Annotated in this window: 17 protein-coding genes; 10 read left to right on the top strand and 7 right to left on the bottom strand. The window is 68.7% G+C overall.

The features are described 5' to 3' along the window. Positions 1 to 16: 16 nt before the first annotated feature. From AOZ06_RS14300 to AOZ06_RS53860, 4 genes are all read left to right on the top strand, one after another. Complete coding sequence (locus AOZ06_RS14300; RefSeq protein ID WP_054289841.1) at positions 17 to 997, top strand: PP2C family protein-serine/threonine phosphatase; 981 nt, start codon at positions 17 to 19, stop codon at positions 995 to 997. Continuing rightward, positions 994 to 2,286 (top strand): vWA domain-containing protein, encoded by a 1,293-nt coding sequence (locus AOZ06_RS14295; RefSeq protein ID WP_218921987.1) that lies wholly within the window; start codon positions 994 to 996, stop codon positions 2,284 to 2,286. The genes AOZ06_RS14300 and AOZ06_RS14295 overlap by 4 nt, the downstream gene beginning before the upstream one ends. Positions 2,287 to 2,552: 266 nt before the next feature. Continuing rightward, positions 2,553 to 2,942, top strand: coding sequence for an FHA domain-containing protein (locus tag AOZ06_RS59850; protein WP_236952217.1), 390 nt, complete (start codon positions 2,553 to 2,555; stop codon positions 2,940 to 2,942). A gap of 55 nt (positions 2,943 to 2,997) precedes the next feature. Then, positions 2,998 to 3,324, top strand: a complete 327-nt coding sequence (locus AOZ06_RS53860) for a hypothetical protein (RefSeq protein ID WP_157233016.1) — start codon at positions 2,998 to 3,000, stop codon at positions 3,322 to 3,324. A gap of 46 nt (positions 3,325 to 3,370) precedes the next feature. Here AOZ06_RS53860 and AOZ06_RS14285 read toward each other — a convergent pair whose 3' ends face one another. Beyond that, on the bottom strand, positions 3,371 to 3,673 hold the full coding sequence (locus AOZ06_RS14285; protein WP_157233015.1) for a hypothetical protein: 303 nt from the start codon (positions 3,671 to 3,673) through the stop codon (positions 3,371 to 3,373). 181 nt (positions 3,674 to 3,854) lie between these two features. Here AOZ06_RS14285 and AOZ06_RS14280 point away from each other — a divergent pair, with 181 nt between their 5' ends. Both AOZ06_RS14280 and AOZ06_RS53855 read left to right on the top strand, forming a co-directional pair. Then, positions 3,855 to 4,703 (top strand): helix-turn-helix domain-containing protein, encoded by an 849-nt coding sequence (locus AOZ06_RS14280; RefSeq protein WP_054289837.1) that lies wholly within the window; start codon positions 3,855 to 3,857, stop codon positions 4,701 to 4,703. Between the two features lie 6 nt (positions 4,704 to 4,709). Further along, positions 4,710 to 4,898 carry a DUF397 domain-containing protein gene (locus AOZ06_RS53855; RefSeq protein ID WP_083471683.1) on the top strand — a complete coding sequence of 63 codons (189 nt, stop codon included), beginning with the start codon at positions 4,710 to 4,712 and terminating at the stop codon, positions 4,896 to 4,898. On the opposite strand, the gene AOZ06_RS14275 is transcribed toward AOZ06_RS53855, so the two are convergent. Then, on the bottom strand, positions 4,874 to 5,392 hold the full coding sequence (locus tag AOZ06_RS14275) for a TrmH family RNA methyltransferase (protein WP_054289836.1): 519 nt from the start codon (positions 5,390 to 5,392) through the stop codon (positions 4,874 to 4,876). The two genes, AOZ06_RS53855 and AOZ06_RS14275, sit on opposite strands and share 25 nt — an antisense overlap. 111 nt (positions 5,393 to 5,503) lie before the next feature. Between AOZ06_RS14275 and AOZ06_RS14270 the strand changes: the two genes are divergently transcribed. Continuing rightward, positions 5,504 to 7,012 carry a mucoidy inhibitor MuiA family protein gene (locus AOZ06_RS14270; RefSeq protein WP_054289835.1) on the top strand — a complete coding sequence of 503 codons (1,509 nt, stop codon included), beginning with the start codon at positions 5,504 to 5,506 and terminating at the stop codon, positions 7,010 to 7,012. Between the two features lie 3 nt (positions 7,013 to 7,015). Next, on the top strand, positions 7,016 to 7,810 hold the full coding sequence (locus tag AOZ06_RS14265; protein WP_054289834.1) for an arylamine N-acetyltransferase family protein: 795 nt from the start codon (positions 7,016 to 7,018) through the stop codon (positions 7,808 to 7,810). Here the strand turns inward: AOZ06_RS14265 and AOZ06_RS14260 are convergent. Then, a complete protein-coding gene (locus AOZ06_RS14260; RefSeq protein WP_054289833.1) occupies positions 7,797 to 8,228 on the bottom strand; it encodes a CBS domain-containing protein in 432 nt (143 codons plus the stop codon). The two genes, AOZ06_RS14265 and AOZ06_RS14260, sit on opposite strands and share 14 nt — an antisense overlap. Before the next feature lie 92 nt (positions 8,229 to 8,320). Beyond that, a complete protein-coding gene (locus tag AOZ06_RS14255) occupies positions 8,321 to 8,809 on the bottom strand; it encodes a GNAT family N-acetyltransferase (RefSeq protein ID WP_054289832.1) in 489 nt (162 codons plus the stop codon). Between the two features lie 37 nt (positions 8,810 to 8,846). Here AOZ06_RS14255 and AOZ06_RS14250 point away from each other — a divergent pair, with 37 nt between their 5' ends. Both AOZ06_RS14250 and AOZ06_RS14245 read left to right on the top strand, forming a co-directional pair. Continuing rightward, entirely contained in the window at positions 8,847 to 9,899 is a 1,053-nt protein-coding gene (locus tag AOZ06_RS14250; protein ID WP_054289831.1) for a DUF2293 domain-containing protein, read from the top strand. 12 nt (positions 9,900 to 9,911) lie between these two features. After that, positions 9,912 to 11,927 (top strand): prolyl oligopeptidase family serine peptidase, encoded by a 2,016-nt coding sequence (locus tag AOZ06_RS14245; RefSeq protein ID WP_054289830.1) that lies wholly within the window; start codon positions 9,912 to 9,914, stop codon positions 11,925 to 11,927. On the opposite strand, the gene AOZ06_RS14240 is transcribed toward AOZ06_RS14245, so the two are convergent. The 3 genes from AOZ06_RS14240 to AOZ06_RS14230 are packed head-to-tail and all read right to left on the bottom strand — an operon-like array spanning position 11,920 to position 15,395. After that, on the bottom strand, positions 11,920 to 12,921 hold the full coding sequence (locus AOZ06_RS14240; RefSeq protein ID WP_054289829.1) for a neutral zinc metallopeptidase: 1,002 nt from the start codon (positions 12,919 to 12,921) through the stop codon (positions 11,920 to 11,922). The genes AOZ06_RS14245 and AOZ06_RS14240 overlap by 8 nt on opposite strands. Before the next feature lie 32 nt (positions 12,922 to 12,953). Then, complete coding sequence (locus tag AOZ06_RS14235) at positions 12,954 to 13,634, bottom strand: SanA/YdcF family protein (protein WP_054289828.1); 681 nt, start codon at positions 13,632 to 13,634, stop codon at positions 12,954 to 12,956. Between the two features lie 60 nt (positions 13,635 to 13,694). Then, positions 13,695 to 15,395 (bottom strand): LPXTG cell wall anchor domain-containing protein, encoded by a 1,701-nt coding sequence (locus AOZ06_RS14230; RefSeq protein ID WP_054289827.1) that lies wholly within the window; start codon positions 15,393 to 15,395, stop codon positions 13,695 to 13,697. Positions 15,396 to 15,471: the final 76 nt, after the last annotated feature.

The following is a 15,471-nucleotide window of genomic DNA, read 5'->3' as shown; positions in this document are numbered from 1 at the left end:
GGGAGAAGCGAAACACGTGAACTGCCCTGACTGCGGAGAACCGGCTGAGGCGACCGACCGCTACTGCGAGAACTGCGGTGGCAGCCTCCAGCTGCGCAGGACGCCGTCCGGCGGGCCGATCGGCCGGGTCGGCGGCGCGGGATGCGTCGGCTGCGGCGGCGCGGTGAGCTCGGACGGGTACTGCGAGACGTGCGGCCGGGCGCAGCCGACCGGCCGTGACCGGATGGAGTTCGACCTGGAGCTGGTGGCCGGGGTGAGCGACCGTGGCCGCTCACGTGCCCGCAACGAGGACTCCATGGCGTTCGGGGTGGTCGGGCCCGTGGACGCCCCGCAGGCGGTCGTGACTGTCGTGTGCGACGGCGTCGGTTCGACCGAACGGGCCGACTCGGCTTCGCAAGCCGCGGTCGACGCCGCCATCGAGGCCATTGTGGACGCTCTGCTGTCCGGTTCGTCCCCCCGCTCCGCGACCGACGACGGCGCGGCGGCGGCCTACGAGTCGGTCGGCGAGCTGGCGCGCCCGAACTCGCCGGACACCGCGCCGTCGTGCACTCTGGTGTCCGCGGTCGTGACGCAGTCCGAGATCACTGTCGGCTGGATCGGTGACAGCAGGGCGTATTGGGTGTCCTCGTCGCCCGATGTGCCGTCGCGCAGGCTGACCACGGACGACACACTGGTCGCGCAGCTCGTGGCCGCCGGGATGGACGAGGCCGAGGCGTCCGCGAGCCTGAACGCGCACGCGCTGGCCCGCTGGGTCGGCGCGGACGCCGAGCAGGCACCGCCGCACGTGGTCGTCATCCAGCCGGAGGCGCCCGGGCGGCTGCTGCTGTGCAGCGACGGCCTGTGGAACTATCTGCCGGACGCGGAGTCTTTGGCGGCCAGGGTTTCCGACGCGGAACCGTTGAAAGTCGCGGCCGAGTTGACGAGCATTGCCAACGAGCTCGGCGGACACGACAACATCACTGTCGTGGTCATACCTTGGGAGGGGCGTGTGCCGTGACGGATTTCCAGGTCGAGGTCTACCAGAACGAGTACCTGCCGCAAGGCTCGGCCGAGGTCAACGCGATCGTCACCGTGACGGCGTCGGGCAACGCCACGCCGGCGGCGTCAGCGGGAGCCGACGCCGCCGAGGTGATCATCATCGACACCTCCGGCTCGATGCAGCACCCCGCGACGAAACTCGCGGCGGCCAAACGCGCCACCGCGGCGGCGATCGACGCGTTGCGCGACGGCGTGAACTTCGCGGTCGTCTCGGGTTCCGAACGGGCCGACCTCGTGTACCCGCCACGGCTGGGCATGCGCCCGGCAACGGCGTTATCGCGTGAGGAAGCCAAGCGCGCGGTGAACGCGTTGCGGGCAGACGGCGGTACGGCGATGGGCGAATGGCTGCTGCTGGCGCGTGAGCTGTTCGCGACGCAGACGAGCCCGTTGCGGCACGCGATCCTGCTGACCGACGGTCAGAACGTCCACGAGCGGCCGAAGAAGCTCGAACGCATCCTCGAAGGCGTGACGGGCCAGTTCGTGTGCGACTGCCGTGGCGTGGGCACGGACTGGGAAGTCAAGGAGCTGCGGAAGATCTCGACCGCGCTGCTGGGCACAGTGGACATCGTCGCGGAGCCGGCGGACCTCGAAGCCGACTTCCGCGCGATGACGTCGAACGCGATGGGCAAAGAGGTCGCGGACGTGTCGCTGCGGCTGTGGACACCGCAGGGCGCGACCGTGAAGTTCGTCAAGCAGGTCGAGCCGACCCTGACGGACCTGACCGACCGCCGCGTGGAGTCGGCTGCCCGCAGCGGCGACTACCCGACGGGCGCGTGGGGTTCGGAGAGCCGTGACTACCACGTGTGCGTGCAGGTCAACCCGGCGAACGTCGGCGACAAGATGCTGGCGGCCCGCGTGAGCCTGGTGTCGGCGACGGGTGACGTGCTCGGCAAGGGCCAGGTGCTCGCGGTGTGGACGGACGACACGGCGTTGTCGACGAAGATCAACCCCGAGGTGGCGCACTACACCGGCCAGGCGGAGCTGGCGTCCGCGATCGAGGAGGGCCTGGAGGCCCAGCGGGCCGGCCAGATCGAGTCGGCGACGGCGAAACTGGGCCGCGCGGTGAAGCTCGCGCACGAATCCGGGCACGAGGACACCGCGAAACTCCTGGCGAAGGTCGTCGAGGTGGTGGACCCGGTGCACGGCACGATCCGGCTCAAGCGTGAGGTCGCCACGGTGGACGCGATGACGCTGGAAAGCAGATCACAGGTGACCAAACGGGTCGGCCGCAAGTCCGAGGAGGACTGATGGCGGACTGCGAGCACTCATGGGGAGAAGACGGCTTCTGCGAGATCTGCGGACTGGCTGAGGCCCCGTCCGCACCACCCCCGGCCCCGGAACCCGCGCGAGCAAGGGAATGCCCGGTGTGCGGGGCACCGCTGGACGACCGCTTCTGCGAGGACTGCGGCGCGGACTCGTTGGCCACTCCCCCACCGCGGCAAACGGCACCACCGCTTGAGCAACCAGTCCCCGCACCGCCGGCTCCGGCGCGCACTGCCGGAACGTGGTCGGTGGTGGTGTCGGCGGACAGGAAGTACTACGAGAGCGTGAAAGCCGACGGAGGGCCGGACGCGGACTCGATCATGTTCCCGCCCTACTGCCCGGACAGGCACTTCGAACTGCACGGCGAACAGGTGAGCATCGGCCGCAGGAGCGCGACGAGGGGAATCCAGCCGGACATCGACCTCACCGGGCCGCCGGAGGACCCAGGGGTGTCGAGGCTGCACGCGTTGCTGGTGGCGCAACCGGACGGCGGCTGGGCCATAGTGGACATCAACTCGGCGAACGGGACAACCCTGAACCACCGCAGGGACACGTTGAAACCCAACACCCCGCGTTCGCTGGAGGACGGCGATAGAATCCACATTGGAGCCTGGACGACGATAACCCTGCACGCGGACTGAGCATGTGAGCTTCCCCGCAGTGGAAGCCGAACAAGATCATGCGAGACTGCGGGGCGTGAGCATTCGAATGATGGTCCGGGGCGCGGTCCTGGCGGCAGTCACAGCCGGTTCGTTGGCAGTGGTGCAACCGGCGATCGCGTCAGCGGAAGCATGCGCGGCAGAAGGCGTGGCAGATGTTGTGGCAGTGCAGGGCTGCACGCCGTACAGGAAGCAGGAGGAAGGCTTCAGCAGCAAGCGGAGCTGCGACTGGGCAGGCAGCAGCGGCGCCCAGGCAGGCCGTTGGACTGGCTGGAACTGCAGCAGGGCACTGGGCGGCTATGAGCTGTGGGTCCGCACGTGCACAGCTCGTAGCGCCGAGCAGGTAGCAGCTATCCGCGACTGACACGTTGGGAAGATGCCGTCAGATTAGGGGTTGGCCTGGCGGTGCTCTACACGATGAAGTCGGCGACCGCCGACACGTCGAAGTGGTTGAAGATCCGCCACGCGACTTCGATCTTCTCGGCGAGACAGGGGTCATCGCCGGGAACGGACAGCCGGAGACCGACATGGCCTTCCTCCGCGTCCCGTGCGACGGCGACCTCAACGGTCGCCCGACCTGCCAGCGGATAGGTGAACCACTCGGGCCGGTCCGACATGCGTGCCACGAAGGCGTCCCAGTCCCACTCGTCGAAGCGGTATCCGGCGATGTCGGACAGCGCGATCAGGAACCCCTTCAGGTTTCGGTCCTTCAACCACCCGGTCAGCTCCTTGTTCGCGGCGCCCTCCAACCCCTGCGGTACCGCAGGAGATGGTGCCAGCCGAGAATCCTCACAGCATCCGGTTTTCTGCCAGCGCCTTGTTGTCCCGCCACTGGAGACAAGTGACTCGATCGTGTAGTGGCGCGGACCAAGATCCGCACGATGTGATGCGCGCATGCAGAAGAAGCGCGGAACGGCAAGGACCCGTGGGCTTGCGGCCGAACTGAAGGATTTCCGGCACGCGGCGGGGTTGAACACCAGGGAAGCGGCGAGACGGGTGGGTATGTCCCCCGCGACCCTGAACCGCATGGAACCCGGCAACCGCGCAGCCAACCCGGAAGACGTGTCGGCACTGCTGGTCGCCTACGGCGTGACGGGCCCGGAGCGGAAACGGCTGCTCACGATGGCCCGCGAAGCGAACCTACCGGATTGGTGGGAGACGACAGGTGATGTGCGCTCCGAGCACCTGCGTGCCTTGATCACCTTCGAGGCTGAAGCAACTCGCATTGTCGACGTCGCGATGCTCCGCGTCCCCGGCCTTATGCAGACACCGGAGTACATCCACGCGCTCATGTCGGGGTTCCAGTTCTCCGAGGCGACCGCCAAGTCCATGGCTGACACTCGCCTCGACCGGCAGCGGCTCCTCACCCTGCCTACCTGCCCAAGGTACGTGACCATCATCGACGAGGCTGCCATCAGTCGGCCGGTCGGTGGGCCGCGAGTCATGGCGGCACAGCTACGTCACATCATCTCCCTCGTCGTGTACCCCAACATCGAAGTGCGAGTGATCCCGTTCGCCCACGGGGCTCATACCGGCCTCGACGGCTCGTTCATGACTCTGGAGTTTCGCAAGGACCGCCCCATTGTTCTGCTGGAGCACAAGCGGTCGTCAGGGTTCATAGACGAGCCGGAACACGTGGCCTCGTTCCAGTCCGCAGCCGGTACCCTGGCGAAGGAAGCGCTGGACCCACTCGAATCGGTGAATTTCCTGGCCGACAAGGCCGCCTACTACGACAGAAGCTGAGACAAGATGAATCTTGAGACAGCCCGGTGGCGGAAGTCCAGTTCCAGCGGGTCGGAGTCCGCATGCGTCGAAGTCGCCCTTGTCCCCGGTGCCGTCGCGATTCGTGACACCAAGAATCGCGACGCCGGAATCCTCCTTGTCAACGCATCCGCCTGGCGAGCCCTCACTGCCTACACGAGTCCCGCGAGCTTGTAGGCGACCAGCGAACCCGCCACCGCCACGTTGAGGCTCATACCAGTTCCCACCATGGGAATCTCCACCGCCACATCCAACAGCGAAGTCGCCTCAACAGGTATGCCATCCCGCTCGTGCCCGAGGACCACCACAGTCCGGCGGCGAGCGGCGGGCAGCGAAGCCAACCGAACCGACTCGTCGGTCAACTCGACGCCGACGACATGGCTCCCCGAAGTTCGCTGCGAACGCAACCACCGCAGCGGGTTGTTGACCCAGTGCACGCACGACGGCTGCCGCAACGTGTTGCCGGTTTCCAGTGCCTGGGGAACCCACGGATAACGGGGAACCGCCAGGCACGCCCCGACCGCGTCACACGTTCGCAGCAATGTCCCGAGGTTCGCGCCGTGCATGGGCCAGAGGGGCGCGATGATCAGGTGGTTCAGGCAGCGGTGGGCTTTCCTGCGCCGTTGGCGGCGGATCTCTGCCGGGGTCCGCACCCACATCTGGGCGCTCATCCGCGCTTCGGGGTGTGCTCCTTGACATCAGTCATTGTCATGACGGCGGTGTGGCCCGCCGGGGCCCTTCGACAACGGGTGACTGTCACAGTATGGCGGTAGCCTCGCGACGTGACCAGCACTGTGGAAGCACCCATTGTGGCCGTTACCGTCTATCCCGGGCAAGCCCGCGTGACGCGCCGTGCCTCCGTCGACGTCGGAGGTCGGCTGCGGATCGGCGGGTTGCCGTTGGACCTGGTCAGTGACTCCGTGCGGGTCGGCGGTCAGGTGACCGTGCTGGGTGTCGATGTCGTCGTCGAGCAGAACCCGCGCTCGGAGGACGGTCGCGTCGCCGAGCTCGAACAGACAGCGAGGGACCTCACCGCTCGTTTGCAGGAACTGGCCGACCACGCCGCTGTGGAGGACAGCCGGGCCGGACTGCTGGACAGGCTCGGTCACAAGGCTGGTGGCTCGTTCGCGAAAGCGTTGGCCAAGGGCGAGATCCAGCCCGACCGTGTCGCCGACCTCACCGGCGCGCTCGGTGATCAGCTCGGGCAAGTGCTTGGGCGAAAACGGGAACTGGCCGAGCGGCGCCTGCGTGTCCAGGAGGAGTTCGACGCCGTCGGCCGGGAACTGGCCACGCTCAACGCCCACCATTCCCCGGACCGGCATGCCGTGCTGGTCGACGTCGAGGGCTCCGGCGAGCTTGAACTGTCCTATGTGGTCAACCAGGCGGCGTGGTCGTCCGGCTACGACATCCGCCTCGACGGCCAGGCCCTCGCGCTCACCTGGTACGCCGAGGTCACCCAGTTCACCGGTGAGGACTGGCCGGAGTGCGAGCTCGCGTTGTCGACCGCCCGTCCCGCGGTCACCGCGACGATCCCCGAGTTGACGCCGTGGTACCTCGACCGCCAGCGCCCGTTGCCGCCGCCCGCACCGATGGTCGCCGCTGAACACGCGGTTTACGGAGGTATGGCGCTCGACGCGGCGGCGCCGCAGCCCGTGATGGCTGTTGAGCACGGCGAAGCGGCCACGACCTACCGTCCGGCCGGGCATGTCGCCGTGCCATCGGACGGCACGGCTCACCGTGCGACTGTGGCGGTCTTGGCGCTGGAGGCGACGATCGACCACGTCACCGCGCCGGTGCAGGGGCTGGAGGCGTTCCTGCGCGCCACCGCCGTGAACAGCTCCGAGCACACGCTCCGCCCCGGCAAGGCGTCGGTCTTCCACGGCACCGAGTTCGTCGGCACGACCACTCTGGACACCTGGGCACCCGGCGAGGAGACCGAGCTCAACCTGGGCGTCGACGACTCCATCCGGGTCGAGCGCGAACTCGTCCGCCGCACCGCGGGCAAGGCTGTGATCGGCGGCACCAGGCGCCGGGAGGCGGAATACCTCGTCGAGATCCACAATTACGGCAGGCGGGCGACGAAGGTCACCGTTGTTGACCAAATCCCGGTGTCGCGGGACGACGGGATCGCGGTCAGGGACGTCAGCTGCTCGCCGGAGCCGCAGCGGCGCACCGACCTCGGTGAGCTGACGTGGCAGCTGGAACTGGACGCCGGTTCGAGCGCCGGGATCCGGGTCGGCTTCCGGGTCGACGTGGCTCGCGGTGTGGAACTACTGGGTTGGCGGGAGTAGACGATGTCAGAGTGGGCGGTCGACGAGCTCGACCTCGACGCGTATCTGCGCAAGATCGGCGTCACCGAGCCCTCGTTGAGATCCGTGCACTCGGCGCACGTCAGAGCCATCCCTTTCGAGAACGTCGACGTCCTGCTCGGCTCCACGCCGAAGCTCGACATGGCGAGCATCCAGGCGAAGCTGCTGGACCGCACGCGCGGTGGTTACTGCTACGAGCACAACCTGCTGTACACGGCCGCGCTGGAGCGGCTCGGCATCTCCGTCCAACGGCTGACCGCGCGGCCGCGCGTCGGCGGCGGGCCTGCCAGGCCGAAGACGCACATGATGGCCATCGCCGAGGTCGACGGCCGCCAGTGGGTCACGGATGTCGGCTGGGGCGGCGGCTGCCTGCTCGAGCCGATGCCGTTCGAGGAAGGCACCATGCGGCAGGGCGCGTGGACCTTCCGGCTGACCAGGGTCGATGAGCAGTGGGTCCTGCAGTCGCTGACCGCGGGTGAGTGGTTCGACCTGTACGGCTTCACGACCGAGCGCCAGTACCTGTGCGACTTCACGGCGGCCAACTTCTACGTGGCGAACTCGCCGGATTCGCCGTTCGTCGGTCGCCTGATCGTGCAGTCGACCACGCCCGAGCACCGGCAGACCCTGGTCGGTACCGAGCTGACCACGGCGGAGCCCGGTGGCCGGACCGACAAGCGCACCCTGACGACGACCGAGATCCTCGACGTCCTGCCCGGCACGTTCGGCGTCGAGCTGACCGACGCCGAACGCGACCGGGTCAGGGCCGCTATCCCTGGGTGATGTAGGCCTCGAGCTGCTGCTGGTCCTCTTCCAGCTTCTTGATCCGGCTCTTGACCACGTCACCGATGCTGACGATGCCCGCCAGCCTGCCGCCGTCGACCACCGGCACGTGCCGGATCCGGCGCTCGGTCATCAGCACGCTCAGGCTGTCGACCGAGTCCTCGGAGCCGCACGTGAACACCTCGGTGCTCATGATGTCGTCGACCGGCACGTCGAGCAGCCCCGCTCCGTATTCGTTCAGGCCGCGCACGACGTCCCGTTCCGAGACGATCCCAGCCACGCTGTCGTCAGCGGCCATGACGACCATCGCGCCGATGTTGTACTCGGCGAGCGCGGCGAGCAGCACTCTCACCGGGGTGCCCGGTTCGGCTGTCGCCACGTTGGACCCTTTGCTGCGCAACAAGTCGGCAATCCGCATCAGGCGCCTCCATCCCAACCACCGGTGTGACCCTGCTTACAAGGAGGTTAGGCCTTCACGCGTGATCAGCAACAGATCGCGGGATGTGTCCGTTATGTTCCGCTCGGTGACCGCCGGATCATCACCAGGCGTTCGCCGAGCGCGTCCAGCCCGGCTTCGCGCTCCTCGATCACGAGTCCGGCCAGTTCAGGGCCTGGTTCGTCGAACACGGTGAAGCCGAGCTTGCGGTACCAGGGGCCGTTCCACGGCACGTCGGCGAACGTCGTCAGCGTCACCGCCCGCGCCCCGGCCCGGGCGAAGACCGCCCGCATCAGCGCGGTGCCGATCCCCCGCTTCGCGTGCGCGGGATCGACAGCGATCTGGTGCAGGTGCAAGTGGTCGTCGAGCTGACCGGTGTAGGCGAACGCCACCGGCGGGTCGCCCGTGACCAGCACGTCCGCCGGGTCGGTCGCGGTCTCGACCACGGCCGGGCCGGGTGGGAACACGATGCCGGCCGACGAGAACACACCGTCCGCGGCGCGTTCGATCTCGCCGAGAGCGGGCAACTCGGCGGCGCGCGCGATCCGGGCGGCTGAAATCATGGAAGCGCACGCTACCGCCACGAGGAGCCGCACGACGATGGGTTTTGAACCGACCGGGAAACTGGCGCGCCGGGTGGTCGACGCGGCCGAGCGGGAACTGGCCGAGGCCGAGATCGTCACCCCGCTCGGGGTGTTGCGGCGGATGGGCTGGCTGCACAAGATCGAGCGGTGGGAACGCGAGCAGGTCGCGTCGCTCGAGGCGATCGCGGCGGTCGACGCGGCCAAGCTGGCGGACGCGCGGTCGGTCCTGCGGCAGTGGGCCGAGGACAAGGGCCTCACCCCCGGTGAAAGCACTTACGTGTCAACCAATCGCGGCCGTCGCGAGCTGAGGTTCACCGCGCGGCAGGACGAATCGGCCGAACGGGCGTACCGGATGCACTGGACGTCGCCCGGCCTTTCGGACAAGCGGCGGGAAACGCTGACACGCAAGCAGAACACCGCGCCGGACCTGGTCGTGATCATCCCGCAGGCCCAGTGGACGTGCGCGGGCTGCGCCGACACCGGCCCGTACATGATCATGGACAACGCCGGTTCGCTGTGCCTGACCTGCGCGGACATGGACCACCTGATCTTCCTGCCCGCGGGCAACGCGACGCTGACCAGGCGCGCGAAGAAGGCGAGCGGCCTGTCCGCGGTGGTCGTCCGGTTCGACCAGGGCCGCAAGCGCTACCAGCGGCAGGGCATCCTGGTCGAGGAATCCGCCATGGAGCAGGCCGAACAGTCCTGCCTGGCCGACGAGGAAGTGCGGTTGCGGCGCCGCGACCGCGACCGGGAACGCCGGGCCGGCGAGGACGTCGCGCTGATCGCGCGGATGACCGAGCTGATCGGGACGCTGTTCCCGCACTGCCCGCCCGGCCGGGCGGACGCGATCGCCCGGCACACGGGGCTGCGCGGCAGCGGCCGTGTCGGCCGTTCGGCGGCCGGCCGCGCGCTGGACGAGGAGGCGATCACCAGGGCGGTGGTGGCGTCGATTCGCCACGAGGACACCGAGTACGACCGGCTGCTGATGTCCGGAGTGGACCGTGACGACGCCAGGGCCGCCATCCGGTCCAAGATCGACTCGGTTCTCGCATCCTGGCGGGACGGCTGACACACTGGGGTCATGAGTGAGCACGACGACCCCTACCTCTGGTTGGAAGAGGTTACCGCGGACGAAGCAATGACGTGGGTGCGTGAGCGCAACGCGGAGGCGGTCGCCGAGCTGACCGGCGGCGCGCGCTTCGCGGAACTTCGTGACGAGATCCGCGCGGTGTTCGACGCGGACGACCGGATCCCGTACGTCCGCCGCCGCGGTGAGTACCTCTACAACTTCTGGCAGACCCCGGCCAGCCCGCGCGGCCTGTGGCGCCGTACGACGCTGGAGCAGTACCGCCGCGACGAGCCGGACTGGCAGCTGCTGCTGGACGTGGACGAGCTGGGCAAGCGCGAAGGCGAGAACTGGGTGTGGGACGGCGCCGCCGTGCTGCGCCCGGACTACCGCTTGGCGCTGGTGAACCTGTCGCGCGGCGGCGCGGACGCGGCTGTGGTCCGCGAGTTCGACCTGCAGACGCGCGAGTTCGTGCCGGGCGGGTTCGAACTGCCCGAGGCCAAGAGCTTCCTGCGCTGGATCGACGCGGACCGCGTGTACGTCGGCACCGATTTCGGGCCGGATTCGATGACGTCGTCCGGGTATCCCCGGATCGTCAAGGAATGGCGCCGCGGCACGGAACTGGCCGACGCGGTCACCGTTTTCGAGGGCAAGCCCGAGGACGTGTCGGTGTACGCCACGCACGACCCGACGCCCGGCTTCGAGCGCGACTTCGTCGGCAGGAACATCGACTTCTACCGTTCCGAGCGGTTCCTGCGGACCGAATCCGGTGACCTGCTCCGGATCGACGTGCCGGACGACGCCGAGACGAGCGTCGAACGGGAGTGGTTGCTGATCACGTTGCGTTCGGCGTGGACGGTCGGCGAGACGACGTACCCCGCGGGTTGCCTGCTGGCCACCAGGTTCGACGACTTCATCGCGGGCGAGCGGAACGTGGACGTGCTGTTCGAACCGGACGCGCACACGTCGCTGACGTACCACAGCTGGACCAAGGACCACGTCATCCTCAACACGCTGCACGACGTGCAGAGCCGTATCGAGGTGCTCACGCCCGGCCCGGACGGCTGGCAGCGCGCGGAACTGGCCGGCGTGCCCGTGGGTGCGCTGTCGGAGATCACCGACACCGACCCGGACGTCAGCGACGAGTACTTCATGAACTCCAGCGGATACGTCGAACCGGCGACGCTGCGGCGTGGGGTGGTCGGCGGCGAGCCGGAGATCCTCAAGCAGGCGCCCGCCCGGTTCGACGCGGCGGACATCGAGGTGCACCAGCACTTCGCGACATCAGCCGACGGCACGAAGATCCCGTACTTCGTCGTCGGCAAACCGGATCCGCACACCAGGCCGACGCTGCTGTCCGGGTACGGCGGCTTCGAGGTGTCGCTGACCCCGAGCTATCTCGGGCACGTCGGCCGGGCGTGGCTGGCCCGCGGCGGCACGTACGTGGTCGCGAACCTGCGTGGCGGCGGTGAGTACGGGCCGGACTGGCACTCACAGGCGGTCAAAGCGAACCGGCACCTGGTGTACGAGGATTTCGCCGCTGTGGCGCGGGATCTGATCGACCGAGGGATCACGACGCCGCGGCGGCTGGGCATCCAGGGCGGCAGCAACGGCGGTCTGCTGATGGGCGTGATGCTCACCAAGTACCCGCGGCTGTTCGGGGCGATCGTCTGTCAGGTGCCGCTGCTGGACATGCGGCGGTATCACGAGTTGCTGGCCGGCGCGTCGTGGATGGCGGAGTACGGTGACCCGCGCAAGCCGGAGGAATGGGCTTTCATCGAGCCGTTCTCGCCGTACCAGAACGTCCATGAGGGAGCGCAGTACCCGCCGGTGCTGTTCGCGACGTCCACGAGGGACGACCGGGTGCACCCGGGGCACGCACGCAAGATGGTGGCGAGGATGCGCGAACAGGGCCACGACGTGCGCTACTACGAGAACATCGAAGGCGGGCACGGCGCCGCCGCGGACAACGAGCAGTTGGCGTTCAAGTGGGCGCTGGTGTTCGAGTTCCTCTGGGCGAAACTCAGCTGACTTCGCCCGCCGGGGCCAGCCAGGTGTTGCAGGACGCGGTGTTGTTGTTCTTCACACCGGCTGTGCCCCACTGGATCTGGTGTTTGACGCTGCCGTGGGTCTTGTCCGCGACCGAACTGCGGAACGCCGACGACGCCGAGTTGCTCAGCGCCTTGGTGATGGACCCGCGGCCGCCCGCCGCGCCGATGAACATCCCGGAGAAGCAGTCGGCCTGCAGTTCCATCCGGCGGGTCAGTTCGAGGTACTCCGGGGAGTTCTCGTCCTTGCCGGTCATCTTGATGCCCATGCCGCGGTTGATCCCGGTCAGCGCCTGGACGTGGTGGCCGTACTCGTGGGCGAGGACCATGATGTGGCCGCCCTGGTTGTTGCCCATGGACTCGGTGACGCGGTTGCGGGGCATGAAGATGCCCTTGTCCCGCGGGCAGTAGAAGGCGACGGCCTCCTGCTTGCTCGGGGTGCCGCAGGTGCTCGTCGGGTTGTCGTCGACCGACAGCGCCGGTGACTCGAAGTCACCTTCGGTCTGCTCGACCAACGGCCGCCACGCCTCGTCGAGGCAGCCGATCATGGCCTGGTAGTAGGCGCGCAACTGGTCGGCCGACCGGCCGAACGCGGGCAGCTTGCAGGTGATCTGCGGCAACTGCCGTCCCGGGGCGAGCAGCGGGTTCGCGCTGGTCAGGTCGTCACCGGCGGGGCGTTGCTGCGCGGTCGGCGCGCTCGTCGTCCCACCGGGTGGCGGGCTTTGCGGCGCGGCGGCGTTCGGTTTGCCCTCCACGGTCGGCCCGGCGATCGCGACTCCCACGACCTCGGTGGTGACCAGGCCCGGTGCGCCGATGGCCAGGACGATCAAGCCCAGCACGGCGAGCACCGCGAAGATCGCCGGCGGGGAGTTGTGCCGCCGGCCCGCGTCCGCCGGGGCCGCAGGCGGGGACGGCGGTGGTGACCACGTCGACTCAGGCAGATTCGCGACCGGCGGGCTGTGCTCGTCCTCGGCCATGGTTCCCCCTCTGGTCCAGCGCAATCATGCCATCACCGGGTACCCGGCGACTGGGCGGAGGTCAGGTCACGCACCGAACCGTCCGGTGTGGACAGCACGGCTGGATCACGGTTCCAGATCGCCTCCGGAACAGCGCCGACTGTGGCCAGCCACTCCCGCGCACGGTTGCGCACAAGACTGCCGGTGGTGCAGTCGCAGGTCGCGGCGACGCCGTCGGCCCGCATTCCCAGGCTCCGGCACAACGAGACGGCCCGCGGGAGATGATAGGACTGCGTCACCAGCAGTGCGCGGTCGACACCGTAAACCCGGACCGCGCGGGCGCACGTGTCGTACGTGTCCAGGCCGGACGCGTCGGCCACGATCATCTTCTCGTCGACGCCCTTCGCGGCGAGGTACGCGGTCATCGCCCTGGTCTCGTTGCCCGACGTGCCGTCTGCGTCGCCGGACACCAGGACGGCTTTCACCTTGCCCGCCCTGACCAGGTCGACGGTCACGTCCAGCCGCCCGGCCAGGAACGGCAGCGGCCGGTCGTCCTGCACCTTGGCGCCGAACACGATCGCCACGGGCGCGGCCGGCGCGTCAGCGGCGCCGAACCGGTGCCCGCCGGAGGCGGTGTACGACCACGTCATGCTCCCGCCGATCGCGACGGCGACCGCCCCGGCACCGATGACCAAGCCCCGAACCGCCCAGCGCGACCAGCGCCGCTTGTCCATGTGACCATGAAACCAGAAACTGCCTGGCAAGCGCCGGAAGGCCTTGCCAGGCAGGCGAACTCAGCCGCGGCGGCGCTTGCGCGTGAACAGCACGGCGGCGACACCGAGCAGCAGCGCGGCGACACCGCCGATGGTCAGGCCGATCACGTTGGCACCCGTACTGGCCAGCGTCCTGTTCTGGCTCTGGTTGTCCGCGGTGTCGTTCGAGGCGGGCGGCGCGGTCGGCGGGGTGCCGGAGTCCAGATCCGCCCGCAGCGGGCCGCGCAGCAACGGGATGAGCTGGTCCTGCCCGATCTCGCCGGTGCCGACCACGAGGAACTCGTTCTTCTTGAGCTTCCACGGGCCCTTGAGAACCGGGATGTACCAGCCCGCGGGGATGTCGGCGAACCGGAACGTGCCGTCCGCGCCGGTCGTGGCCGACCCGATCGCATTGCCGTTCAACGGGTCGAGCAACGTCACGGGCAGCGCTCCGACACCGGGCTCGCCGTCGAGTTCGTCGTTCTCGTTCTTGTCGTGGAAGAACGTCCCGCTGCCGGTGCCGTTCTTGCCGGGCACCTTGGCCAGCGTGAAGATGAACGGGTTGCCCGCGGTGCTCGAACTGTTCTTGTCCCGCAGCTCGCAGTAGACGAACACCACGCCTTGCTCGATGGCAGCGTCCGGCACGGTGCCCTTGACCTGCAGCGTCCTGGCCTCTCCTGCCTTCAGCGTCACGCCGGGGCCGTCGGTGGCCAGCTCGCCCCAGTTGGCGGGTTTCTCCGTGCCGGCGAGGTGGACCGCGGCGTCGATGTCGCAGATCGCGACGAGGTTCTTGGCCTCGCTCGGTCCGTTGTTGGTCAACGAGACCGTCAGGTTCGCCGTGTCACCGGGCTTGTACGGCCCTTCGTTGAACTTCGCCGAGACCAGCAGGCCGTCGGTCAGCGGCCGGGTCGCGCGCAGTTCCAGCTTCTTGGCGGCGTCCGAGCCGTCGACGGCGACGGCGGTCTTTCCGGCCACCACCCATCCGCCTGCCAGCTGCGGCGGCGTGCTGACCTCGTACCACCCGGCGGGTAGACCGGCGATCTCGAACTTGCCCTTGGCGTCGGTCTTGGCCTCGCGGCTCGGCACACGCGGGCCGCTGACGGTCACTGTCACGTCGGCGAAGCCTTCGCCGTCCTGGAACGTGGCGCTGTTGTCCTTGTCCGTGTAGACGACTCCGCCGACGGCCCCCGTCTTCGTCGGCTGGATGATCGGGACGGTCAGCGTCTGCGCGTTGTCGTTCGCGGTGGCGTCGCCGTCGCCTTGGACGACTATCCGCAGCTCACCTTTGTCCGCCGTCGGTTTGGTGAGTTTCGCGGTGAGGACGACGTCGCGGGCCGTGTTCGGCGCCAGTGGGGCATTCAGGCCGTCGGACCAGGCCCGCACCTCGAACGTCGCGCCGGACACCGACTCCACGGCGCCCTTGATGCCCTTGGCCTCGGCGGTGCCCTTGTTGGTGATCTTGGCCGAGACGGTGAACGACTGGCCTTCCACCAAGGAGACCTTGTCCGGCAGTGGTGTCACGGCCAGCGCGAGATCCGGGGCCGGGTCCGCGGCCTTCGACGGCTCCGCTTTCTGCTGTGGCTGCTGTGGTTGCTGTTCAGGTTGCGGCTGCTGCGACTGCTGTGGCGCGGCCGGCGACTCAGCGGAAGCCGGCGCCGCCGGGTCGGCGAGAGCCGGTGCGGCGCCGCAGATCAGCGTCGCCGCCGCGAGTAACGCCGCGTGTCTGAGTCGACGCGTGGACAAGGGACACCCCCGTTTCGAGCCATCCCCTGGGCGCTGCGCGCTCCCCAGCCGCCGACGCGGCGACGCCAGGGCATGA

This window comes from Kibdelosporangium phytohabitans (assembly GCF_001302585.1).
GTDB lineage: Bacteria > Actinomycetota > Actinomycetes > Mycobacteriales > Pseudonocardiaceae > Kibdelosporangium > Kibdelosporangium phytohabitans.
The sequence above is the reverse complement of the archived record's forward strand: the minus strand, read 5'-3'. Positions and strand labels throughout refer to the sequence as shown.